This is a genomic window from Flexibacter flexilis DSM 6793, from assembly GCF_900112255.1.
Taxonomy (GTDB): Bacteria; Bacteroidota; Bacteroidia; order Cytophagales; family Flexibacteraceae; genus Flexibacter; species Flexibacter flexilis.
The window spans coordinates 234224-256140 of record NZ_FOLE01000006.1; the positions used below are offsets into that span (position 1 = coordinate 234224).

21 protein-coding genes are annotated in these 21917 nt (G+C 42.1%); 10 read left to right on the forward strand and 11 right to left on the reverse strand.

Annotation, left to right across the window (positions count from 1 at the left end):
- Positions 1 to 8: 8 nt before the first annotated feature.
- The 5 genes from rpsD to BM090_RS11440 all read left to right on the forward strand — a co-directional run bounded on the left by rpsD (position 9) and on the right by BM090_RS11440 (position 5866).
- Positions 9 to 614, forward strand: a complete 606-nt coding sequence (rpsD, locus tag BM090_RS11420) for a 30S ribosomal protein S4 (protein ID WP_091512708.1) — start codon at positions 9 to 11, stop codon at positions 612 to 614.
- A 33-nt stretch (positions 615 to 647) separates the two neighbouring features.
- Positions 648 to 1637: a DNA-directed RNA polymerase subunit alpha gene (locus BM090_RS11425; protein ID WP_091512711.1), complete on the forward strand. Its 990-nt coding sequence runs from the start codon at positions 648 to 650 to the stop codon at positions 1635 to 1637.
- Between the two features lie 5 nt (positions 1638 to 1642).
- Positions 1643 to 2149 (forward strand): 50S ribosomal protein L17, encoded by a 507-nt coding sequence (rplQ, locus tag BM090_RS11430; protein WP_091512714.1) that lies wholly within the window; start codon positions 1643 to 1645, stop codon positions 2147 to 2149.
- 160 nt (positions 2150 to 2309) lie between these two features.
- The gene (locus BM090_RS11435) at positions 2310 to 3191 is read left to right on the forward strand and encodes a bestrophin family protein (RefSeq protein ID WP_091512716.1); all 882 of its coding nucleotides are present in this window, start codon (positions 2310 to 2312) and stop codon (positions 3189 to 3191) included.
- A 161-nt stretch (positions 3192 to 3352) separates the two neighbouring features.
- A complete protein-coding gene (locus tag BM090_RS11440; protein ID WP_091512719.1) occupies positions 3353 to 5866 on the forward strand; it encodes an AsmA-like C-terminal region-containing protein in 2514 nt (837 codons plus the stop codon).
- Between the two features lie 44 nt (positions 5867 to 5910).
- On the opposite strand, the gene BM090_RS11445 is transcribed toward BM090_RS11440, so the two are convergent.
- From BM090_RS11445 to miaE, 4 genes are all read right to left on the reverse strand, one after another.
- The gene (locus tag BM090_RS11445; RefSeq protein WP_177199913.1) at positions 5911 to 6624 is read right to left on the reverse strand and encodes an OmpA family protein; all 714 of its coding nucleotides are present in this window, start codon (positions 6622 to 6624) and stop codon (positions 5911 to 5913) included.
- A 238-nt stretch (positions 6625 to 6862) separates the two neighbouring features.
- Positions 6863 to 8236 carry a hypothetical protein gene (locus tag BM090_RS11450; protein ID WP_091512725.1) on the reverse strand — a complete coding sequence of 458 codons (1374 nt, stop codon included), beginning with the start codon at positions 8234 to 8236 and terminating at the stop codon, positions 6863 to 6865.
- Complete coding sequence (locus BM090_RS11455; protein ID WP_091512727.1) at positions 8227 to 9471, reverse strand: glycosyltransferase; 1245 nt, start codon at positions 9469 to 9471, stop codon at positions 8227 to 8229. Before BM090_RS11455 ends, BM090_RS11450 begins: the two co-directional genes overlap by 10 nt.
- 59 nt (positions 9472 to 9530) lie before the next feature.
- Complete coding sequence (gene miaE, locus BM090_RS11460) at positions 9531 to 10112, reverse strand: MiaE family protein (protein WP_091512732.1); 582 nt, start codon at positions 10110 to 10112, stop codon at positions 9531 to 9533.
- Positions 10113 to 10353: 241 nt separating this feature from the next.
- Between miaE and BM090_RS11465 the strand changes: the two genes are divergently transcribed.
- The gene (locus BM090_RS11465; protein WP_091512736.1) at positions 10354 to 13611 is read left to right on the forward strand and encodes a S41 family peptidase; all 3258 of its coding nucleotides are present in this window, start codon (positions 10354 to 10356) and stop codon (positions 13609 to 13611) included.
- A gap of 110 nt (positions 13612 to 13721) precedes the next feature.
- On the opposite strand, the gene BM090_RS11470 is transcribed toward BM090_RS11465, so the two are convergent.
- The 6 genes from BM090_RS11470 to BM090_RS11495 form a co-directional block, all read right to left on the reverse strand.
- Positions 13722 to 14168: a hypothetical protein gene (locus BM090_RS11470; RefSeq protein ID WP_091512739.1), complete on the reverse strand. Its 447-nt coding sequence runs from the start codon at positions 14166 to 14168 to the stop codon at positions 13722 to 13724.
- A 14-nt stretch (positions 14169 to 14182) separates the two neighbouring features.
- A complete protein-coding gene (locus tag BM090_RS11475) occupies positions 14183 to 14623 on the reverse strand; it encodes a hypothetical protein (protein WP_143083952.1) in 441 nt (146 codons plus the stop codon).
- A gap of 22 nt (positions 14624 to 14645) precedes the next feature.
- Positions 14646 to 15566 carry a hypothetical protein gene (locus BM090_RS11480; RefSeq protein WP_091512747.1) on the reverse strand — a complete coding sequence of 307 codons (921 nt, stop codon included), beginning with the start codon at positions 15564 to 15566 and terminating at the stop codon, positions 14646 to 14648.
- Positions 15567 to 15985: 419 nt separating this feature from the next.
- Positions 15986 to 16765, reverse strand: coding sequence for a phosphoglycerol geranylgeranyltransferase (locus BM090_RS11485; RefSeq protein WP_091512751.1), 780 nt, complete (start codon positions 16763 to 16765; stop codon positions 15986 to 15988).
- Positions 16716 to 17141, reverse strand: a complete 426-nt coding sequence (locus tag BM090_RS11490; protein WP_091512756.1) for a hypothetical protein — start codon at positions 17139 to 17141, stop codon at positions 16716 to 16718. Before BM090_RS11490 ends, BM090_RS11485 begins: the two co-directional genes overlap by 50 nt.
- The gene (locus BM090_RS11495) at positions 17110 to 17517 is read right to left on the reverse strand and encodes a phage holin family protein (RefSeq protein WP_177199914.1); all 408 of its coding nucleotides are present in this window, start codon (positions 17515 to 17517) and stop codon (positions 17110 to 17112) included. Before BM090_RS11495 ends, BM090_RS11490 begins: the two co-directional genes overlap by 32 nt.
- Positions 17518 to 17682: 165 nt before the next feature.
- Between BM090_RS11495 and BM090_RS11500 the strand changes: the two genes are divergently transcribed.
- Complete coding sequence (locus BM090_RS11500; protein ID WP_262487665.1) at positions 17683 to 18543, forward strand: lysophospholipid acyltransferase family protein; 861 nt, start codon at positions 17683 to 17685, stop codon at positions 18541 to 18543.
- On the opposite strand, the gene BM090_RS11505 is transcribed toward BM090_RS11500, so the two are convergent.
- Complete coding sequence (locus BM090_RS11505) at positions 18540 to 18779, reverse strand: hypothetical protein (RefSeq protein ID WP_091512768.1); 240 nt, start codon at positions 18777 to 18779, stop codon at positions 18540 to 18542. The two genes, BM090_RS11500 and BM090_RS11505, sit on opposite strands and share 4 nt — an antisense overlap.
- Before the next feature lie 39 nt (positions 18780 to 18818).
- On the opposite strand from BM090_RS11505, the gene BM090_RS11510 reads away from it, so the two are divergent.
- Genes BM090_RS11510 through BM090_RS11520 form a run of 3 tightly spaced genes read left to right on the forward strand, consistent with a single transcriptional unit; the run spans position 18819 to position 21879 of the window.
- Positions 18819 to 19751 (forward strand): ABC transporter substrate-binding protein, encoded by a 933-nt coding sequence (locus BM090_RS11510; RefSeq protein WP_091512772.1) that lies wholly within the window; start codon positions 18819 to 18821, stop codon positions 19749 to 19751.
- Positions 19752 to 19770: 19 nt separating this feature from the next.
- Positions 19771 to 21108 carry a lipopolysaccharide biosynthesis protein gene (locus BM090_RS11515; RefSeq protein ID WP_091512775.1) on the forward strand — a complete coding sequence of 446 codons (1338 nt, stop codon included), beginning with the start codon at positions 19771 to 19773 and terminating at the stop codon, positions 21106 to 21108.
- A gap of 39 nt (positions 21109 to 21147) precedes the next feature.
- Entirely contained in the window at positions 21148 to 21879 is a 732-nt protein-coding gene (locus tag BM090_RS11520) for a class I SAM-dependent methyltransferase (protein ID WP_091512779.1), read from the forward strand.
- The last annotated feature ends 38 nt before the right edge of the window (positions 21880 to 21917 follow it).

Consider the following 21917-nt stretch of genomic DNA (forward strand, 5'->3'; position numbering starts at 1 on the left):
CATAGAAAATGGCTCGTTATACAGGACCAAAATCTAAAATTGCTCGTCGCTTCAATGAACCAATCTTGGGCGCAAGCAAAGCTTTACAAAAGAAAGCGTATCCTCCGGGACAACATGGCCGCGGAAAGAGAAGAAAACAATCTGAATACGCTGTTCAATTAGGCGAAAAACAAAAAGCAAAATATACTTACGGCGTTTTGGAACGTCAGTTCGCTAACCTTTTCGACAAAGCTGCTCGTAAGCATGGGGTTACAGGTGAGAACTTGCTTCGTTTCCTTGAGGCTCGCTTAGACAACGTAGTGTACCGTTTGGGTATTGCTCCTACACGTCGTGCGGCTCGCCAATTAGTTCTACATAAACACATCGTAGTAGGTGGTGAAGTAGTAAACGTTCCTTCATACTCTGTAAAACCAGGTCAAGTGATAGGTGTACGTGAGAAATCAAAATCTTTGGAGGCGATCACTACAAGTCTTTCTGCTCGCAGCGCAAAGAAATTCCCATGGTTGGAGTGGAATAGTGCTGAATTAAGCGGTACATTCGTGTCATACCCTGACAGAGATGCTATCCCTGAAAACATTCAGGAGCAACTTATCGTCGAATTGTACTCTAAGTAATTTTAACTTTCTACTTACAAACCACATACGACTATGTCAATATTAGCATTTCAAATGCCTGAAAAAGTGGTGATGGAAAAAGCCGACGATTTCAGAGGCTTGTTCGAATTTAAACCACTTGAAAAAGGGTACGGAGTTACGATTGGCAATGCTTTGAGACGAATCCTTCTTTCTTCATTGGAAGGATATGCCATTACTTCTGTGAAAATAGAAGGCGTGTTGCATGAGTTCTCAACCATTGAAGGTGTGGTGGAAGACGTATCTGAAGTTATCTTGAACCTCAAAATGGTGCGTTTCAAGAAAGTATCTGACGTGCTTGACAACAAAATCCAGATTCATTTGCGTAATCAGGAAGTTTTCAAAGCAGGAGATATTGAGAAGTTTACCCCTTCGTTTCAGATTCTCAACCCTGACTTAGTGATTTGTAACATAGATTCTTCGCGTGAACTTGAAGTGGAAATCACTTTGGAAAAAGGCAGAGGCTATGTACCTGCGGACGAAAACAAGCCAGCAGAACAACTCACAGGTGTTATTCCTATTGATGCCATCTTTACGCCTATCAAAAACGTAAAGTATAGTATTGAAAATACAAGGGTAGAACAAAAAACAGACTATGAGCGTTTGCTCCTCGATATAGAAACTGATGGTTCTATTCACCCTGAAGATGCACTGAAAGGTGCTGCCAATATATTGATTAAGCACTTTATGCTGTTCTCTGACCAGACGATGACCTTCGAAGTGGCCAAACCACAAGAAGATGAAGCGGTGGATGAGGAAATGCTACACATGCGTAAATTGCTTAAAACCTCGCTCGCTGACCTTGATTTGTCTGTTCGCGCTTACAATTGCTTGAAGGCCGCAGACATCAAAACACTTGGCGACTTGGCCAGACTCGAAGTGTCGGACATGATGAAGTTCCGTAACTTCGGTAAAAAGTCCCTTACCGAATTGGAACAACTCATGGTTGAAAAACAATTGACGTTTGGTATGGACTTATCTAAGTATAAACTTGATGAAGATTAACTAAAATGAGACACGGAAAAAGTTTTAATCACTTAGGTCGCACTGCATCTCACCGCAAAGCTATGCTTTCAAACATGGCTTCGTCGTTGATATTGCACAAGCGTATCGAAACAACACTTGCCAAAGCTAAAGAATTGCGCAAGTATATTGAGCCTTTGCTTACAAAGGCAAAAAACGATACTACACACTCTCGCCGTACTGTATTCTCTTATCTTCAAAATAAAGAGAGCGTAAAAGTATTGTTTGGTGATGTAGCTGAGAAAATTGCTAGCCGTCCAGGTGGCTACACTCGCATCGTTAAATTAGGCAACCGTTTGGGTGATAACGCTGAAGTTTGCTTGATTGAGTTGGTGGACTATAACACAACTCTTTTGGCTGAAACTAAAGAAGCTGCTGCTACTAAAACTCGTCGTAGCCGTCGTAGCACTGCCCCTAAAGCTGCTGCTGAAAGCACAGAAACTCCTGCTGCTGAAGAAAGTTCAGAATCTTCAGAACCAACAACTGAAGCATAATCTGGATTTCATGCCATATACTAAGCCTCACTTCTCAAGGAAGTGGGGCTTATTTTTTATAGCTATACCTAATTTTTTGATAGGAAATAATAAAATTTAATCAATAAATTATTTAACATTGTAAATCTTTCTGCTATTAAATCAAAAACATAGAAACAGTATGATTGAGCATAATTCTACTACTTGGATTGAAGTTGTTAAGCTATTTTTTTCAAGTAAAACGCTCCATAATCTCACACCTGGTGTTCTTACGGCGGGGACTTATACGTTGGCGTTGGTGTATTTGAATAATAATTATATCAATGACAAAATGATAATTCCTTCGTTCATTTACTCGTTGATGGGTATTGTGTTGGGTTTGTTGTTGGTATTTCGTACCAATACTTCGTATGATCGCTGGTGGGAAGGCCGCCGTTTGTTGGGTGCTTTGCTCAATACGAGCCGCAATTTGGCCTTGAAATTCAATGCGTATTTACCAAATGAGGACAAAGAAAACCGCGATTTTTTTGCTAAAACGATTATTAATTATTCGTATGCACTCAAGGAACATTTGCGTAGCGGTGTGCGTGCCGACGAAATTTTGCCACTCGATAAGACTTATACCACCGAATTTTTGATGAATACATCCCATGTTCCTAATCGCATAGCATCTATTATGTATCAGAAAGTCAATGATTTGTACGAAAAGAAGACATTTACTGTAGAACAATTTATGATGTTGGATAAGCAAATGGAAGCTCTTACGGATATTTTAGGAGGCTGCGAACGTATCAAAAAATCTCCGATTCCGTCGGCCTACAAAATCCACCTAATGAAATTTATTTTCTTGTTTATTTTTATCTTGCCTTTTGGCTTTATCCACGAAATACATTATTGGTCTGTGCCCATTGTCATGATTATCTTCTACGCTTTCGTTGGTTTGGACTTTATTGCGGGAGAAATTGAGGAGCCTTTTGGCTTGGATGCCAATGACTTACCAACTGATGCGATTTGTACATCAGTACGCACCAACGTGTTTGAGATTATGAAACATAAAATTTAATTTAGCATAAAATACATACAGTCAGAACCCAACTTCTTTGAGTTGGGTTTTATTTTTGCCCTGAAATAACGGCTAATTTTATAGCGTTATGGGCTATGATTTTGTGTAACTTTGTGGCCTTTGTTATGTTGGCCGATTTTTAATCTTTTCGCATCAAAAAATTGAGAAAGTTTATTGTTCGCTTTGTGCTTTACACGTTCATTGCGCTGTTTAGTTTGCTGGCCGTGTCGGCAACGCTGGTTTATGTGTATCAAGACAAACTCATTGGGTTGTTTGTGGAAGAGGCTAACAAGAAACTTCGCACACCCGTTTCGGTGAGCAAAATTGAACTGACATTTTGGGATACTTTTCCGCGTGTGGCACTTACTTTTCACGACATTAGCGTAACGGAAAGTATCAAAGGTAGCCAAACGCCATTGCTCAAAGCCAAGAAATTGTATTTTACGTTTGGTTTGCTTAAGTTGATAAATGGCCAATACGAAATTAATAGAGTGGTGGCCGAAGAAGGTGAAATTAATATCCGAAAAGATGCCGACGGCAATCCCAATTATCTGATTTTAGCACCTGACACTACTGCGCCAACTACTACGCAAGCCAAACCCATCAAATTCCATCTCAATCAAATAAAACTTGATGCGATGTTGGTGCGATACAGCCCCGACTCGTCGCAAACATTCGACTTGCTGGCACGCCAACTCAAAGCTTCTTTGCATCTGGACAGCGCGGCAGTACGCACTACTTTAGACGGCAAACTGTTGGTCAATCGCATCAAAAGCGGGCAAGAGATTTTCTTCCAAGAAAAAAATATCAACTTCCTGACTGAATTAGTTTTTGATAAAATTCAGAATCAATTAACGATACAACCGACTGATATTCAGATAGAAAAAATGGAATTTGGCGTGCGTGGCACTGTAACCACTGCGCCAAAAACGCTTTTAGATTTGTCGTTTGAAGGAAAAAATACGACCATTCCAAGTCTGCTTTCTTTGTTGCCCAAATCGCTGTATCAGAAAGTAAGTGCTTACCAAAGCGAAGGCGAAATTTATTTTGAAGGCACAGCCAAAGGCGAAGTTTCTAAGAAAAAACAACCTGCCATTTCGTTGGATTTTGGTTGTAAAAATGTGGCGTTCTATCACCCAGATTTCAAAAAACGCATTGAAAAAGTGGGCTTTAAAGGGCATTTCTCTAATGCGGGAGAAGGCACTTTTGCGATGCGCGAATTGCGTGGAAGCCTTGATGATAAACTTTTTGAAGCAAGTGTCGCTGTTCGTAATTTCAAAGACCCGTTTTTGGAACTTAGCTTTTCGGGGGATTTTGATGTAGAATCACTTTTTCAATTATTTCCGCAAAAAGCCATTGACTTTGCGCGTGGCCACTTGGATTTGACGTTGGATTTTAAAGGCCGTTTGGCCGACCTCAAATCCGTTTCGACGATCAGCAACACGCAAACCGACGGCGAACTTTCGATTCAAAACCTTGATTTTAAGCTCAAAAACAAAGCTTATGAGTTTACGGGGCTGGAAGGCAATTTTATTTTTAACAAAAATGATATTGCTGTTTCGGGATTTCAGGGCAGAGCAGGCGGCAGCGATTTTGCTTTGGACGGTTATTTTAAAAATTCCATTGCATTTTTCTTGTTCCCTCATGCTGATTTGCGCCTTGATGCCAGTTTTAAATCTCGCAATTTAGATTTGGACGAATTGCTTTCTGCGTCAGGGCAATCAGCTGAAAATAAGGAGAATACAGCGAAAGAAGAGCCATATAAATTTGTGATTTCGCCTAAGTTGGCTTTGCGTTTGCAGTGCGACATCGACAATTTGGCTTTTCGTCAATTTCACCCCAAAAAAATCACGGGTTTGTTTACGTTGGCTTCGCAACAAGCCAATGCCGAAACGTTTTCGATGCAATTGGCGGGCGGGAAAATTGGTTTAACGGGTACACTGAACGCCCAAAAACAAGACGATATGTTGGCCGATTTGCGCATACAATTTCAGAAAATTGATGCAGATAGCGTGTTTTATTTGTTTGAAGATTTTAATCAAAAATTCCTGACGCACAAGCAAATACGCGGCAAACTGACGACCGACACACGCGCCAAAGTGTATTTTAATGAAAAATTGGAGATTGATACGCGCCGACTCTGGGCGGAGGCCGTTACTTCCATTGCCAATGGGCAGTTGAATAATTTTGAACCGATGCAACAACTTTCCAAATTTATTGACCGCGAGGAGTTAAGTAATTTGCGTTTTGCGGAACTGAAAAATACATTTAGGCTTGAAAATCAGACGCTTTATATTCCTGAAATGGAAATAAAATCCAATGTGTTTGCCGTGTCGGTGATGGGAACGCAGACTTTCGACAAAAAAATGGATTATAAACTCAAAGTGCCGCTGAATAATTTTGCGCGTCCAGACCGCGACGCGGCTTTCGGGGCAATTCGAGAGGAGGGAGGCGGGAAAACTTCCGTGATGCTGACGGTAAAAGGCACAACCGACGATTTTAAGATAGCTTATGACAAACAAGCCGTAAAAGAAAAAATCAAGCAGAGTTGGAAGCAGGAAAAAGAAGAATTTAAGAACTTGTTCCGCAAACAAGACAGGGAAAAAGAGGAGAAAAAGGCCGAGCCTGCCGCCAAAAAGCCCGCCAAGAAACCAACCGAATATTTTGATTTTTAGCAAAAAGAAAACCCCACTTTGTCGGTGGGGGGGGCTTTGTTTTATTAGAAGATTAAGAATTGTACACGGCGGTTTTTCTTTCTGTTGGCAGCTGAAGTGTTTGGAACGATTGGTTGGCGTTCGCCATACCCAACTGTTTGTATTCTATCGGCTGGTACGCCTACGATGGTCAGTTCATTTTGTACCTCATCAACACGCTTTTGCGAAAGTTTGTCGTTGGATTCTTCTGTTCCTACGTCGTCGGTATGGCCTTCTACCAAGATAATGTAACCGTCCAAACCGTATTGCATGGCATCACTAAACTGTGCTGTTTGTGTTACATCCACGACCCCGCTATTCGTCTCAAAATAAACAGGTTGTAGCACTACTTTAGGTTTTAAGCCTAATTTTTTATAGTTTTTTACTTGGTCTTTGGTAAGTGTTGGGTCTGGAGGTGGAATAGATTTGTCTATGCGTTCTTCGGGTACTGGCGTAGGGTTGGGTTGTTGGGTAACAACAGGTGGTGGTGTCTGTGGTAAAGGATTGCTATTGCTACTGGCATTAAAAATAGGAGGGCTTCCTGCCAGACTTTTCATACCGCCAGGGGGTTCGTAGCCTTTTACCTTTTTACGCTTAGCTTTTCCGCCGTACGCAGCCATTTTGTGGCAATTAGTGCCATTTTTTACCAACGGATTAAGGCGATAGACAAAAGACCAGCCTCTTGTTTTTGCGCCATAGTGATAAGTATTGCAACTAGTGTTCGTTAATAATAATATCAACGAACATAAAAGTATGATTCCCTTAGCATGTATGTAATATTTTAGCATAAGGTTAATTGTTTTTATGTAAGAACTATGCACCTGTTTTGAATAAAAGCACGACGATTGTGTCTGTTATTGAATTTAAACGATACTTTGTCGTTTGTAATTTAAGGTTAAAAATATAGCTTTAGAGGCATATTAGCAAATTTAAAAAAATAAATTTTATTCTTTATATGTATTAAAAAAATGAAATTTATTAAATTGTAGCATCAGTTTTGGTTAAGTTTTGATTTTGTTGCATAAGTTTAGCTTGATGCGCCAAGCGGGAATTAATACGTTTTTTTCGGAGATTTTCAGCGTTAATATAGTTGGTATATCCTCGTAATAATAAAAATATGGGCCAATAGCTCATCCCCACAAAAGCAATGATGCCAGGCAAGTCCCCGCCTCGCATGAGCGGAATAGTGGAGGCCAAAATAACACCCTTTAGAAGATATTTTATATCTGAACTATATCTATCTGCATATTGAAATGCTTTTGCAAATAAATAACCATATAATATACAAAATAAGATAATGCCTATGATTGCTCCTTCCCCATAAAATGTTCCATACAGAGACTCTGAAATACCAACATAGTTTCCTTGCATATTGTCATTTAATCCTAATTTGTTGGCGTATCCTCCAGGTGGTTTGTCTGGCCATAAGGCACGAGGAATTGGGCGCATCAAAATTTCGAGATGTTGCATTCCATATTGATAATTAAGATGTTGTGGATAAACTTGTAATGTCATCATAAATCCATCAAGCATATTGGAATCTTCGGCATTACTCGATCTAGCCAATGCTTTATCCATAATCTCTGAAACAGATAATTTGGATAAATTTTGAGAACGAGATACCCCTGCTATTGCAAATACAATTATGATTGCACTTCCACCTACCACATAATACATGAGTTTTTGTGTTATACTTTTATTTTTTAGGAACACAATACCTGCAGCAATAGCCCATGACAAAAATTGAAATCGCAAGTAAGGGTCATAAGAATTGACAATGGCAAAAAGCATTATCACAGTAAGTAGAATCTTTGAAAAAAAATTTTGCCTTAATGATAAACTTTGAATGGTAATATAAATAAGTACAATCATTCCGCCTAGTGCCATCCCGAATAGCATTAGATATGAGCCTGCACCAGAAAGTAGACTACCGAAGGCTTTTGTTACCGTATTGACCACAAAAATGCCAATAAAACCAAAGATAATTGTTGGCTGATGTATATTTAGATATGCGTTTAGCTGCTGTGGGGTGTCTTTTTTTTTAACTTTTACGTTTTTTAGTTGGACTGAAAAATAAAAATAGCTTATGGAGAGCATGGTTGTACCAAATAAAAAGAGATTGAGTGCCTCTAAACCAAGTTCATCCGTCATTTTAAAAAAATCTACTCCTCTTGAGTAGGCAACTCTTACCCAGCTGGCTTTTTTGTCCATCACTACATTATAGCGATTTAGCCCCGACGAAATAAAGAAAAATACGATTAGCGCAATCCACTCATCATTATATTTTAAAAACACATATAACGCGAATAAGACCAATAAATAAGTAACAATGGTGATGCCCGTTATACCCATGCTTTTAGTTGATTTGCCAAAATACTTGATAATTTTTGTTCATAGCTTTCCCATGAATACTGCAAAGCTGCGTTGCGAGCTGCAAGGCGCATTTGTGTGTAAGCCTGTGCATCTTTTCCGCGCAAAGTTTCGATAGCTTGCGCCAATGCCTTCGTATCCCGAACAGGCACAATGTAGCCGTTTTTATCGTTTTCTATCAATTCTGGGCCAATAGAATGAGGTGTTGTAATCACGGGCAAGCCTGCGGCCATTGCTTCCACTATTACCAACCCGAATCCCTCAAAAATCGTTGGCAGCACCAGCGCATCAAACTCTTGATACAAACCAAACATTTCCATTTGCGAAACGGCTGGCCTATACGAATACCAATCTTTTTCTTTGGCAAATGCCTCGCCTGCGCCTTGTATGCCGCCCACGATGTGCAATTCTGCCGCGCCTTTAGGCAAAAGTTTCATAGCATCAAGTAAATATTTCATGCCTTTGCGCTGCGTAACCGTGCCCGCATACAGTAATCTGAGCGGACGTTTTGTAATGTCTGCGCCTTTGGTGATTTCTGGATTTATATACGGCACATGGTCTATGGCCGCGCCCAATGGCAATACAATAATTTTGTTATCGCTTATGCCGTCGGCCAATAGCGTTTGGCGCGTAAACGACGAAGCCGCGATTACACGGTCGGCGCGATGTGGTTCTTCTGCCAATCTTTTTTCGTAATGTGCAGGAAAAACCAAATTGTCGATGCTGTCTGCCCACTCTGGGTGCAAACGCGCTTCTTCTCCCAAAATCTGTTGCGCGGACTTTACGTGTGCGGTGGCCAACTCACAAACAGCCAACTTGCCTGTTTGGGTCGCTGCCGCCAAACTTTCATAACAACTTCCCTGAAAACCCCAGTACACATCAGACTTGCGTTTGCGCAACAGACTTGCTACATAATTATCAAAATCCATATCCCTTTGGTAAACAGCATTTTGAGTAACTGACGTTTTGCCGTACAAGCGGCGCAAGGCCAGTTCTTTTAGTTCAAAACGCCAATTAGCTTCTACATATTTTCCGCCCAAGCCTTCTTCAAAGCGGCGCGTCCAATAGGTATTTCCTTTTTGTAGCAAATAATTTTGCAGTGCCGTGTTGGTAATGTACGAACTGGTATAAAAGACATCTAAAGCCCCCAAATTGAGAAGGGCTTTGGCTACTTTATAAGAATGTTGCTTGCCAGAATGGGATAAGGTAATGTTCATTTAGTCTTTTTTCCGAAACAAAAAACAAAGATAATACTTTCGGCTATGCAATGGTTGTTTTAATGAACTCTGTCGCCTCTGATGCTCATATCCGCGATGATTTTGGCTTCTGCTTCCAGTAGTTCGTTAAGGCGTTGCCTCACTTCTTCGGCGGGGCGATATTCTTTAGCCAAATCCACAAATGTAGTGTAATGGCCTGCTTCCGAAACCATTAGCTCATAATAAAACTTGCGTAGTTCCGTGTCGCTGATTTCTTGCGAAAGCAACCGAAATCGCTCACAACTCCGCGCCTCAATGATGGCGCAAACCAATAATTTATCCAATAGTCGCCAATCGGCATCGCCGCCCTTGCGTTCGAGTTTGAGCAGCTCGGTTACATATACGTCGCGGCGTGCGTGTCCGAGTTGCAAGCCGCGTTTTTTGAGTTCGGCCAGCACGCGTTCAAAATGACTCCATTCTTCCGCTACAATTTCGGTGAGTGTGTCCACCAACTTTGCTTTTTCGGGATATTGGATAATCAGGGAAATGGCACTGGAAGCGGCTTTTTGTTCGCAATAGGCGTGGTCTATCAATATTTCTTCAATATTTTTTTGCGCAATGTCCGTCCAACGTGGGTCTGTGGGAAGTTTGAGGCCAAGCATATTTTTTTATTCAATCAAAAGGAAAAAAATCTATCAGAAAGCGAAGGTAGCGTTTTCGGGGCGAATGGAAAAGCAACCTTTTGAGCGTTCGTGTATCTTTTGTCCGTTGCTTGTGCCGTTGTTCCTGCATTTTGGGCGGTTGGTATAATCCGAACTGTTTTGTTTGCGGGAATCAATAGCTTTGTATCATGGCAGTTTATACATTGGCCAGCGTATTTTTTTACTTAACTTTTCTTTCCTTATGAAAAAATCCTTACTGGGTGCGTTGCTGTTGCAGTGTGCCGTAGCGATGGGACAAGAAACCGCCGCCCCTTTGTGGTTGCGTTATCCAGCTATTTCGCCCAATGGCAAAGAAATTATTTTCAACTACAAAGGTAGCTTGTTCAAAGTTTCTGCTGATGGCGGTGTTGCCGTTCCCCTTACCCTGAACAATTCCTACAACTACAAAGCGGTTTGGTCGCCCGACGGCAAGCAAGTGGCTTTTGCCTCCGACCGCAATGGCAATTTTGATGTGTACGTGATGCCTTCGCAAGGTGGCACAGCGCAACGCCTCACCACGTTTTCGGGTGGTGAGTTGCCGACATCTTTTACGCCCGACGGCAAAAAAGTGTTGTACAATGCCGTAATTGCCGACTCGCCCGAAAACGTGATGTTTCCGAGTGGCGTGTTGCCTGAGCTTTACGCCGTGTCGGTAGCGGGTGGCCGTCCCGAACAAGTGCTAACCGTGCCCGCACAAGAAGCCGTTTACGACAAAGCTGCAAAGCGTTTACTTTACTACAACCGCAAAGGCTACGAGAACGAATGGCGCAAACACCATACTTCGGCGGTGGCGCGTGATGTGATGATGTACGATGTAGCCACACAAAAACACGAGTATATCACCTCGTTTATGGGCGAAGACCGCAATCCTGTTTTTGCTGCCGACGAGAAAAGTATTTATTATTTGAGCGAACAATCAGGCACTTTCAATGTGCATCAGTTGGATTTGGGAACGAAACAAAATACCCAAATTACGCGCTACGACAAACATCCTGTACGTTTCCTGACCGCTTCGCAAGACAACAAACTTTGTTATTCGTTTGACGGTGAAATTTATGTGAAAGAAGCCAACGGCGAGCCACGTAAAATCAATGTTACGTTGCCTTATGAGTTTGCCAATTCGGATAAAGAATTGCTTACGTCTGGTAATGGCGCGACGGAAATATCTGTTTCACCCGACGGCAAAGAAGTTGTGTTTGTGGAACGTGGCGAAGTGTTCGTAACGGCGGTAGAATACGGTACCACCAAACGCATTACCAACACGCCAGAGCAAGAACGCAATGTGAGTTTTAGCCCCGACGGAAAATCTATTTTGTACGCTGGCGAAAGAAACGGCAGTTGGAATTTGTACCAAACCAAATTGGTGAAAGCAGACGAAAAGCATTTCTATAACGCAACCGAAATCAAAGAAGAACCTTTGTTGGAAACGGAAGCCGAAACTTTTCAGCCGATGTATTCGCCTGATGGAAAGGAAGTTGCCTTTTTGGAAGAACGCGTGATTTTGCGTGTAATTAATTTGGCTACCAAACAAGTTCGCACGATTTTGGGCAAAGAACACAACTATTCGTATTCGGACGGAGACCAATGGTACAACTGGTCGCCAGATAGCAAATGGTTTTTGGTGAATTATGCTACTACGCATTTGTTTTTGCCTGAAGTTGGTCTCATTTCGGCAGACGGCAAAGGCAAAGTGAAAAATTTGACCAATAGCGGCTATTCGGATACCAACCCGATTTGGCAATTAGGCGGCAAAGCCATGCTTTGGTCTTCGGACAGACAAGGTATGCGCAGCCATGGCAGTTGGGGCGCACAAGACGATATGTACGCTTTGTTCTTTACGCAAGATGCTTACAATCAATTTGTAATGAGCAAAGAGGAGTACGAGGCTTGGAAAGAAACCAACAAAAAAGACGACAAGAAGGAGGATAAAAAAGACGATAAAAAGAAAGATGACAAAAAAGGCAAGTCCGACGACAAAAAGGAGGAAAGCGTAAAGCCTATCGAAATAGATTTCGAGCATCTGGAAGATCGTCGCGTTCGCCTAACGATTCATTCTTCGCAACTCGGTGGCGCATTCCTCAACAAAGACGGCACGAAATTGTATTACATGAGCCGTTTTGAAAAAGGTTTTGATTTGTGGGTAAACGATTTTAAGGAACATGAAACCAAGTTGTTAGCCAAATTAGATGCTGGTTCGGTGGGTATGGAAATGAGCAAAGACGGCGAAAGTCTTTTTGTGGTGGCCGATGGTTCGCTTTCCAAAATTTCGTTGAGCGATGGCAAGAAAAAAGGCATTTCGTACAGAAGTGAAATGAATCTTGACCGCAGCGGCGAACGTGCCTATTTCTTTGAACACGCTTGGCGACAAGTGAAAAAGAAATTCTATGACCCTGCTTTGCATGGCGTGGACTGGGATTTTTACAAAAAAGCATACAACAAATTTTTGCCACACATCAACAACAACTACGATTTTGCGGAAATGCTAAGCGAGTTGTTGGGCGAGTTGAACGCTTCGCACACGGGTTCGGGCTACCGTCATAGCAGCAAACAAGCCGACCAAACGGCTTCTTTAGCGGCTTTTTATGATACAAAATACAAAGGCAATGGTTTGAAAATCGTGGAGATAATGGACAAAAGCCCATTGCAACAAACCAAAAAAGCCGTGAAAGTGGGTGACGTAATCGAAAAAATAGACGGTGTACTTATTACCCCAGACATGGATTATTACCCGTTACTGAATCGCAAAGCGGGCAAACCTGTAACGCTGACCATCGCCGAAGCGGGTGGCGCAACACGCCGCGACGAGACCATTAAACCTGTGTCTGTGGGTCGTGAAAACGAACTTTTGTACGAACGTTGGGTAAAACGCCGCCGCGAGCAAGTAGAAAAACTTTCGGGTGGCCGTTTGGGATATGTACACGTGCAAGGCATGAACAGTCAAAGTTTTAGAGAAGTTTACTCGGAGGTTTTGGGTAGATATTCGGACAAAGAAGCTATTGTAATTGATACGCGCTTTAATGGTGGCGGTTGGTTGCACGATGACTTGGCGACGCTTTTCACGGGTAAAGAATACGTTACGCTTTCGCCGCGCGGTCAGGATTTCGGCCACGACCCAATGTCGAAATGGACTAAGCCAAGTGCCTTGCTGGTAAGTGAAAGTAACTACTCTGATGCGCACGCTTTCCCGTATGTGTACCAGACGTTGGGTATTGGTAAAATTGTGGGTATGCCCGTGCCAGGTACAATGACTGCCGTTTGGTGGGAAACGCTCCAAGATCCGACACTTTATTTTGGTATTCCTGAAGTTGGTGCGAAAGATACAAAAGGTAAATATCTTGAAAACCAACAACTTGAGCCAGATGTAAAAGTAAACAATGAATACGAGCAAGTAGTAAAAGGCCGCGACCAGCAATTGGAAAAAGCCGTAGAAACATTGCTCAATCAGTTGGGTAAAAAATAAAATAACCTAACCTCGAATCCAATAAAAAACCCGTACAGAGCCAGTCTATACGGGTTTTTTATTTGTGTAAATTTTGGTCAAATAAAAAGCTTTTTTGTTTGCCTAATTATTTAGCGTTTGAAGCCCAATACACTACCACCACATTCGCCGCCGCCCTGATACGAGAACGACAAATAATAAATACCTGTGGCAGAGCATTTGTAGCCAAACACGGGATAAAATGCCCCAGAGGCTTTGTCTAAGTTGCTACCTAATTCTTTACGGTTCGAATCGTAGAGCGTAACGATGAGTTTTTTAGCATCGCCATCTTTTCCACAAAGCGTAACCAAATAGTTACTGTCTTTACTGAAAACGTAAGAGTATTCTACTTTTCCACCGTTGCCAGCTTTTGCGCCGTCTATGGAGAAACTTTTAAGGAAGTTATAACCGTTCACTAACTTGCCATTGCAGTGGTCGATGAAGCCAGCGGCATCGCATTGGGCATAAGACTTATTTGGAGCTAAAGTAGCTAATGCCATCACTACCAGAGACAAAAAGGCTGTTTTCAAATATTGCATTTTCTTGACTTAATTTATTGGCGTTTGAAACCTAATACACTACCCGCGCATTCGCCTTGTCCGTTAGGGTAAGAGAATGACAAGTAATAAATGCCTGTTGCAGAACACTTATAAGCAAAAGCAGGGAAAAACGAGTTTGATTTTGCATCAAAATTGCTGCCCAATTCTTTACGATTAGCATCGAAAAGCGTAACAACCAATTTCTTGGCATCGCCTTCCTTGCTACAAAGCGTCATCAAATAGTTACTGTCTTTACTGAAAACGTAAGAGTATTCTACTTTTCCGCTGGTTGCTTTTCCACCATCAATCGAGAAACTTTTCAAGAAATTGTAACCGTTGGCAAGCTTGGCGTTACAATTATCCATAAACTTTTCGGCATCGCATTGCGCGAATGAAGCCTTCGGCAACATGGCAAAGAAACAAAATGTTACAATTGCGATAAGGAGCTTTTTCATGTTGTGATTAATTTTGAAGGTTTTACTTTTTGTTGATAATTCTGTCCCGAATTTCAGCAGTGAGGCTGGTAATGGTTTTGATTTGCTCATCGCTAATGAATACGGTTGTCGTTTTGTTATCCACCAAAGTCGGAATACCATCTACAATTTCCATGTGGGGTTCGCCCTCAATGCGCTCGTTAATGGTTACGTCTTTGTAGGCAGCAGAGAGTTTCTCGATGTCAGCCAAAAACGCTTTTGTTTGTTCGTCTTTAGCACTGTTGCGCATCAGCACCACCAAACGGCCTAAAATAATCTTTTGCTCGCCGATTTTTTCTTTGAGCTTGTCGTTTGGTTTTTGTTCTGCTACTTTACAAATCAGATGCAGACCTTCCATCCAGCCGCCAGCTACGATAAGTAAACTCAAATTCGCTTGGCTTTTTTCTTGCAAATGCACATTGATTTTTTGCAAGTTGGAAGTTGTAATCAATAAAAGCGAATCCAAATTGTTGCTGTTCGTTGCCAAACGCTTGATAGTTGTAATGTCAAAAAACTGGCTGATATTCAGTCCTTTGGCCATTTCTTGCACTGCGTCCATGTAGAAAATTGCATCCTGACTTTGGCTGTACATATTCGTGTAACCAAGATCCGTGCCATAAATTCCCAGGTTCAGTGCTTTGTAGTAATTAGTAGTATAATTACCTGTATTTTTAGTCGGATTTAGGAACGTTTTGTCGTATTTGCCGCCCGATTCTTTGATAAGCGACGAGGTTTCGATAGGAGAAGGGATGGAGTTCAATACATCATTGAACACCGCGGGAGAAATAACCTCTGAGTTTGCATCTGTCGCAGTCTCTGTTTCAGCCAATGGGTCTTCTTCTGTTTCTTTTTTAGTTTCGCCTCCACAGCTATACAGTAGTAATGCGGTGCTTAGAATTGCAATGCTTAAAATATTCTTTTTCATGGAGTATATAAAGGATTTATCTGTGAAGATAGATTTCTTAGGACTTTCTACCCGAATGTAGCTACAAACCTAATAAAAAATATAGAATAAAAATACAAAAGGATTGACAAAAAGCATTATCCCACGAATAATTACAGTAAAAATGCCTGCTTCTTGCTTGTTTTATGTTAAGTTTATACTATATAGTTTATTTTTTATTTGAATATTTGTCGGTTGGTTAAATATGGTATATTGTTGGTTTTGCCATATTTAATTTTGTAAAACATCGTGCAAGACATTGATTTGTAATCGCTTTCCCTTGATATAATTGTAATTGCTTTTGTACAAAAGCAATGTTTGTTGGTTGTATTTTTTGGTGGGTGTTTATAAAAAAAGAGTATTATTTTCCCAAAACGCACACAAACTACTTCGTGCAAGTTTTAGGGCAGATATTCAGTTTTTGCATTTAGTTCCTGTACGGCTTTGGCCACTTCTACGAGCAAAGAAGGGTCTTTTTCGATGCCATTGCCCACTACAATCACGTCTGCGCCTGCCTCCAATGCGCTGCGAGCCGCTTGCGCGTTGGTAATGCCGCCACCTACAATCAGGGGCGTATCGGTTGCTTTGGTTACGGCTGCAATCATGCGTGCGCTGACTGGTTTTTGTGCGCCGCTGCCCGCGTCCAGATACATGAGTTTGAGGCCAAGCATTTCGCCCGCCATGGCGGTGCAGGCTGCTACCGAATTTTTGTCGTAAGGAATCGGGGTCGTGTTACTGATGTACGAAACGGTTGTTTGTACGCCGCTATCCACGAGCATATAGCCTGTTGGCCAAATTTCTAATTTACTTTTTTTCAATAATGGCGCGGCGGCTACGTGTTGCCCAATTAAAAATTCGGGATTGCGCCCCGAAATCAAGGACAAAAACAAAATCGCGTCGGCTTCAAAAACCAAATGCAAATTACTGCCAGGGAACAATACGACAGGAATATCGCTCAATTCTTTCAGACGCGTAACCAAGCTGTGCAGCCCGTCGGAGGCGATAAGACTCCCGCCCACAAAAAAATAGGCTACTTCATGGGCATGGCATTGCGCCACCATGTCAGAAAGGCGGTGCATATTGACCTTGTCTGGATCAATAAGCACCGCAAAAGATTTCTTCCCTAATTGTTTATTTTGAATAAGTTTTTGAAACAGCGTTTTTGTCGGCTCCTGCGTCATTTTTGTTGTTCATTTGCTCAATAAATTGAATGATTTTTTCTCTGGCAATAGAGAGTAAAAACGTTGCAATTGAGCTTTTTATCATAGAAATAATTAACGAATCCTGTTTGGGTTCTGCTACGGCTATGCCGTCGGCTTTGCCAGATTGTTTCTTACTTTTTCCTGAGAAGAAAACTTTTTTGGTAACAAAGTAAGTAACCACCAACACACCGCCCACAATTGCACCTGTACGCGCCCAATAGCCAGCATTTTTCTTAAAATCTTGTAATTGGGTTTCGAGGGCTTGTTTAAAGCGGTCTGTGCTTTGGCTTAAAAAGTCTTTTTCGTCGTCGTCGCTGCTGAAACTATTGCGTGTTGCTGGATTGTTGAGATTCATCGGTGTTTAACTTATTTTTTTCTTTAAAAAAACGAGATATGGCATTGTTTATTTTACCTTTTACGGTAGGGTGTTCCCTGAAGCGCATTAATAAACCAAATGTTGTAATATATAAAAAAGCAACGATTAAGTAACCTAAAAATTGACTATTAAATATAAAATTTAAGAATGCACCAAGTGTAATGCTGGTCATTATCAGTGCCATTACGCCAACGAATGCGATGACCAAAAAAAACATTAGTTTGCCAATCGCATCGCTAATTTCTTGGCGCATCTCCACTTTGGCCAGTGCCAAGCGGTTTTCCAAATAGCCCGTCAGATTGGCCACAAATTCATTTACGTTAAGCATTTTGCCAAAAGAATCAAATAATCCCATAGTTGTACGATAAGGTTCTGGAGGTTTGCCGCACAAATTTAGACGGCTTTCTTTTAGTCCGAAAAAAAATAGCAAAATTTCGCTCACTTACATCTTAGAGCTACATTTGCCCCAAACCTACTATTTTTGTTGTTAAGTTTACAGGTTTGCGCCCAATTTTGGCTTTTGTTTTTACTTATGTTTTTTATCAGACTTATCTCCAAACTGCCTTTTTGGGCATTGTATCTTATTTCAGATTTCTTGTATGTGCTGATGGCGCACGTGATTGGGTATCGTCGTAAAGTCATCATCGAAAATCTGCAAAAATGTTTTCCCGAAAAATCTGCCGCCGAGCTGGACGCTATCAGTAAAGATTTTTACCGCAACTTATGCGATGTGATTGTGGAAACGTTTAAAGTGCTGGATATGAACGTAGAACAGATGCAACAACGCGTCCAAACCACTAATTTACCGCTCCTTACTGATATGCTCGACGCGGGTACGCCCGTGCTCATTATGACGACACACCAATGCAATTGGGAATGGTTGCTGCCAGGTTGCGGTACGGCTTTTTCGTACCCGACGCACGGCGCGTATAAGCCTTTGCACAATCAATTTTTTGATAAAGTAATGCTGTCGATTCGCTCGCGTTTTGGCGCAAAACTCATTGCCGACACCCAAATTTTGCGTGAAAGCCTCCGCTATAAAGACGAAGTGCGCGTAGTGGCACTGGTAGCCGACCAAACGCCATCTTCGCCCAAATTAGCCTACAAAACGTTGTTTTTGCATCGCCCGACTGCCTTTTTTACGGGTACGGAACGGTTGGCTTACTCGTTGGGTTATCCTGTTATTTTTGCTGAAATGAAACGCGTCAAACGCGGGTTTTATGAAGTGACCTATCACGATATTGCCAAGCCGCCTTACGACAAAAATTCTCACCAAATTTTGGAAGGTTATGTCAGGCAAACGGAAGCGGCTATTCGCCGCGCACCGTCCAACTGGCTTTGGTCGCATAGGCGTTGGAAACACCACGTGGACTTAGATTAAATCCCGTCCATTGCCGTATAAAAATCCTTGCGCATTTGGGCAAAACGCTGTTCTACGGTTGCGATAAACGCCTCAGACAGAATCGTTTTTACATCGGCTTCGCTGGTAAGGTCAAGTTCGCTTACTTTGTAGGTTTGTTCCAAAACGTCTTGTTCGAACTTAATAATAAATTTCCCGTTCCACGAAAAAATAGTGATTTTGGATTCGGGACGTACGATTTCTTCTACAACTCTCATAATTGTCTAACTCATTAAAATTGGCAAACAAAATTACAAATGCACCTTATAAATCAAATCAGAAAATTACTTTTTGGCCTTGCGTTGGCTTGCGGCCTGCTCAGTTCGTGTAGTGCTCCGACCGAAAAAGCGACGAATCAGTCGCTGCAACTTACCGACGATTTGGGTAATAAAATAATCATGCCACACGCGCCGCACACGGTGGTTTCGCTCTCGCCCGCCATGACCGAAATGCTGTTTGCTGTTTGTGCCGACTCGCAAATTTTGGCCGTTACCAGCATTTGTAATTATCCTGAAGCGGTTAAAAACAAAAAGAAAATTTCGGCGTATCCGCTTGACATAGAAACGATTGTAGGCCTAAAGCCTGATATTATTTTCACGGAAGAAGGCATGACCTCGCCCGAAAATGCCGAGAAACTCAAAAGTTTGGGTATTCCTGTCTATTTTCAACGCTACGTTACGGCTTCCGATTTGCTGGCCGATTTGCGCATGATGGGCAACCTAATGCAACAACCCGAAAAAACAACGCACGTACTCGACTCGCTCGAAGCGGAATTGCGCACGTTTGAAGCCGAAGCCCAAATGCCGAAGACTCGGCCTAAAGTGTTGGCTATCACGTGGCAAAACCCGATTTATGCTTACGGAAAAAACACATTGATGACCGATAAAATCCGTTTGGCGGGTGGCGAGAATGCCATTGATACGGTTTTTGCTAAAATTTATCCCGAACTCATGCGCGAGTACATTCTAAAGATGAATCCAGACGTTATTTTTGGGGGAACTTTCGGAAAAATGGACAGCACGTTTTTTAGCTTGTACCCCGAACTAAAACAAGTGAATGCGTACCGCAACAAATGCGTGTACGAACTCAACGACGATTTGACTTCGCGCCCTTCGCCGCGAGTGTTGGAGTCGGTGCGTGAAATCAAGAAAGTTTTGGCCTCTTGTCCAGCAGCGCAGCCAAAACAATAAAAATTTATTTTTCAAGCCAATGATAAAAAACGTAAAAGGCAAAGTAGTCCAGAATCAAAATTTTATTAAACATCTGAGCAGCACGTATTTAATCATGTTGGTTAATTACGCTGCTTTGTTTTTTCTCACGCCTTACACTTGGAAGCAACTCAACACGGAAGAGTTCGGGATTTGGGTTTTGCTCACCACCATCATCACTTATTTTGGGCTATCGAACATGGGCTTTTTGCAGTCGCTGCTCACCGAGCTGCCCAAACGCCGCGACAACCCGCAGGAAATCAGTAAGTTAGTTAGTACGGTTTTTTATTCGTTAGTTGGTTTTTCGGCGGTGGGCTTGGTAGTCGCTTTTGTGATTTATTGGGGAATGGAGCATTTTTTCAAGATTTCGCCCGAAAATGTACGCGTGGCAAAACTGGCTTTTTGGCCTGCTTACGGTACGTTTTTGTTATCGTTTCTTTCTTCTATTTTCTATAACATTATGCTTTCGTCGGCGAAGATTGTAGAAAAAAACTTTCTGGAACTGCTCAAAATTATTTTTACTAACCTGCTCATTTTCTTGATGGTAAAAATGGGTTATGGTCTTGTTGGGATTGTTTGGGCTACGTTTGGCGTTACGTTTGTCTATGTGATCGCCTTGTACGTGCAAGCAAAAAAGATATTAGATTTTCGCCTAAGCCATCATTATTACGACAAAATCACTTTTCGAGAAATGGCCAAACCAAGTTTGTATTATTTCTTGATTGGGATTGGCTACCAAATCGTTTTTTATTCGGATAATTTGCTGATCGGCAAGTTGGCGGGAACGGCTTTTGTGGCCGTGTATGCCCAAACATATCGCATTCCAGACATTGCCCTGAAGTTTATCATGAAAATTTCGGACATGAAATTACCCAAAATTACGACACTCAACAGCCAACATAAATACTCGGAATTGCTGCAAATTCATAACCGTTTGTTGGTTTTTACGGCAGGGGTGGCCGTACCCGCTTTTCTTTTTCTGTATTTCTTGGGAATAAAAGTGTTGGAACTTTGGTTGGGCGACGATACGGGCCGTTTTGACCCTGTCATTATGCGCATTTTTGCGTTTTATATGCTGATACATGCGATTTTGCACGTGCCTTCGGCGTTCCTGACGGGCATGGGCGTACACAAACGCGTTTCTTATTTTTCTTTGTTTGAAGCAGGTTTGAATATTGTGTTATCGCTGATTTTTTATCGGTGGTTTGGTTTGGCTGGTATCGCGTTGGGCACACTGACGGCGAGTTTGCCGAGTTTGGTTTTTGTGCTATACGAATTTTATGGATACATTTACCGTTCTGAAAAATTCACGTCGTGGCGGCAGCTTTGGCGTGTATAAGCAGCATTTTGTATTGATTTTTCAACTAAAAATAATTCGATGAGTCAGGATTTGTCGGCGGGTTTTACCAAAATAAAGTGTAGGCCATCGTCTATGCACCATTACACAACCCGCGAAGGCGTACTAACGGCTTTGCATCAAAATTTACCCAAATTTAAAGGCGTTGTATTGGATGTAGGTTGCGGAAATATGCCATATAAACCGCTGGTTTTGAGTAATGTAACCAAAGCAACAACATACATTGGTTTGGATTTGGACGTGTACGACTACAAGGCCAATGTTTATACCACGCAGCCCGATTTGTTGTGGGACGGCCAAAAAATTCCGCTCGACAACGAAAGTGTAGATACTGTAATCCTGACAGAAGTGCTGGAACATTGCGCTGACCCCGAAGCGGTTTTGCGCGAGATTTTCAGGGTTTTGCGCCCCAACGGAAACTTGTTTTTGACCGTGCCGTTTCTGTGGCTTTTGCACGAAGTGCCACACGACGAATATCGTTACACGCCTTTTTCGCTCCGAAGACATATTCAAAATGCTGGCTTTTTGCCACCCGAACTTCATTCGCTTGGAGGCTGGAATAGGGCTTTGGCGCAAATGCTTGGAATGTGGGTGGGCTATGGCTCTGCGCCCAGACTTTTGCGCAAAGGTTTGCGATATGCGCTTTTTCCGCTATATTGGCTTTTGGTGCGCACGGATCGCCCTTCGGACGCTTTCGGCCACGCCGACATGATTACGGGGCTTTCGGCTTGGTGTACCAAACCCGCCAACTAATACAATTTTTACCAGCAGATTTTATACAATGCTTTTCT

Excerpts from the sequence above, each read along its gene's own strand:
- BM090_RS11510 (WP_091512772.1), top strand. The coding sequence starts at position 18,819 with ATGCACCTTATAAATCAAATCAGAAAATTACTTTTTGGCCTTGCGTTG.
- BM090_RS11485 (WP_091512751.1), bottom strand. The coding sequence starts at position 16,765 with ATGACGCAGGAGCCGACAAAAACGCTGTTTCAAAAACTTATTCAAAAT.
- BM090_RS11465 (WP_091512736.1), top strand. The coding sequence starts at position 10,354 with ATGAAAAAATCCTTACTGGGTGCGTTGCTGTTGCAGTGTGCCGTAGCG.
- BM090_RS11490 (WP_091512756.1), bottom strand. The coding sequence starts at position 17,141 with ATGAATCTCAACAATCCAGCAACACGCAATAGTTTCAGCAGCGACGAC.
- BM090_RS11475 (WP_143083952.1), bottom strand. The coding sequence starts at position 14,623 with ATGAAAAAGCTCCTTATCGCAATTGTAACATTTTGTTTCTTTGCCATG.
- BM090_RS11455 (WP_091512727.1), bottom strand. The coding sequence starts at position 9,471 with ATGAACATTACCTTATCCCATTCTGGCAAGCAACATTCTTATAAAGTA.
- rpsD (WP_091512708.1), top strand. The coding sequence starts at position 9 with ATGGCTCGTTATACAGGACCAAAATCTAAAATTGCTCGTCGCTTCAAT.
- BM090_RS11425 (WP_091512711.1), top strand. The coding sequence starts at position 648 with ATGTCAATATTAGCATTTCAAATGCCTGAAAAAGTGGTGATGGAAAAA.
- BM090_RS11515 (WP_091512775.1), top strand. The coding sequence starts at position 19,771 with ATGATAAAAAACGTAAAAGGCAAAGTAGTCCAGAATCAAAATTTTATT.
- BM090_RS11480 (WP_091512747.1), bottom strand. The coding sequence starts at position 15,566 with ATGAAAAAGAATATTTTAAGCATTGCAATTCTAAGCACCGCATTACTA.
- BM090_RS11450 (WP_091512725.1), bottom strand. The coding sequence starts at position 8,236 with ATGGGTATAACGGGCATCACCATTGTTACTTATTTATTGGTCTTATTC.
- BM090_RS11435 (WP_091512716.1), top strand. The coding sequence starts at position 2,310 with ATGATTGAGCATAATTCTACTACTTGGATTGAAGTTGTTAAGCTATTT.
- BM090_RS11495 (WP_177199914.1), bottom strand. The coding sequence starts at position 17,517 with ATGGGATTATTTGATTCTTTTGGCAAAATGCTTAACGTAAATGAATTT.
- BM090_RS11505 (WP_091512768.1), bottom strand. The coding sequence starts at position 18,779 with ATGAGAGTTGTAGAAGAAATCGTACGTCCCGAATCCAAAATCACTATT.
- BM090_RS11520 (WP_091512779.1), top strand. The coding sequence starts at position 21,148 with ATGAGTCAGGATTTGTCGGCGGGTTTTACCAAAATAAAGTGTAGGCCA.
- miaE (WP_091512732.1), bottom strand. The coding sequence starts at position 10,112 with ATGCTTGGCCTCAAACTTCCCACAGACCCACGTTGGACGGACATTGCG.
- BM090_RS11470 (WP_091512739.1), bottom strand. The coding sequence starts at position 14,168 with ATGCAATATTTGAAAACAGCCTTTTTGTCTCTGGTAGTGATGGCATTA.
- rplQ (WP_091512714.1), top strand. The coding sequence starts at position 1,643 with ATGAGACACGGAAAAAGTTTTAATCACTTAGGTCGCACTGCATCTCAC.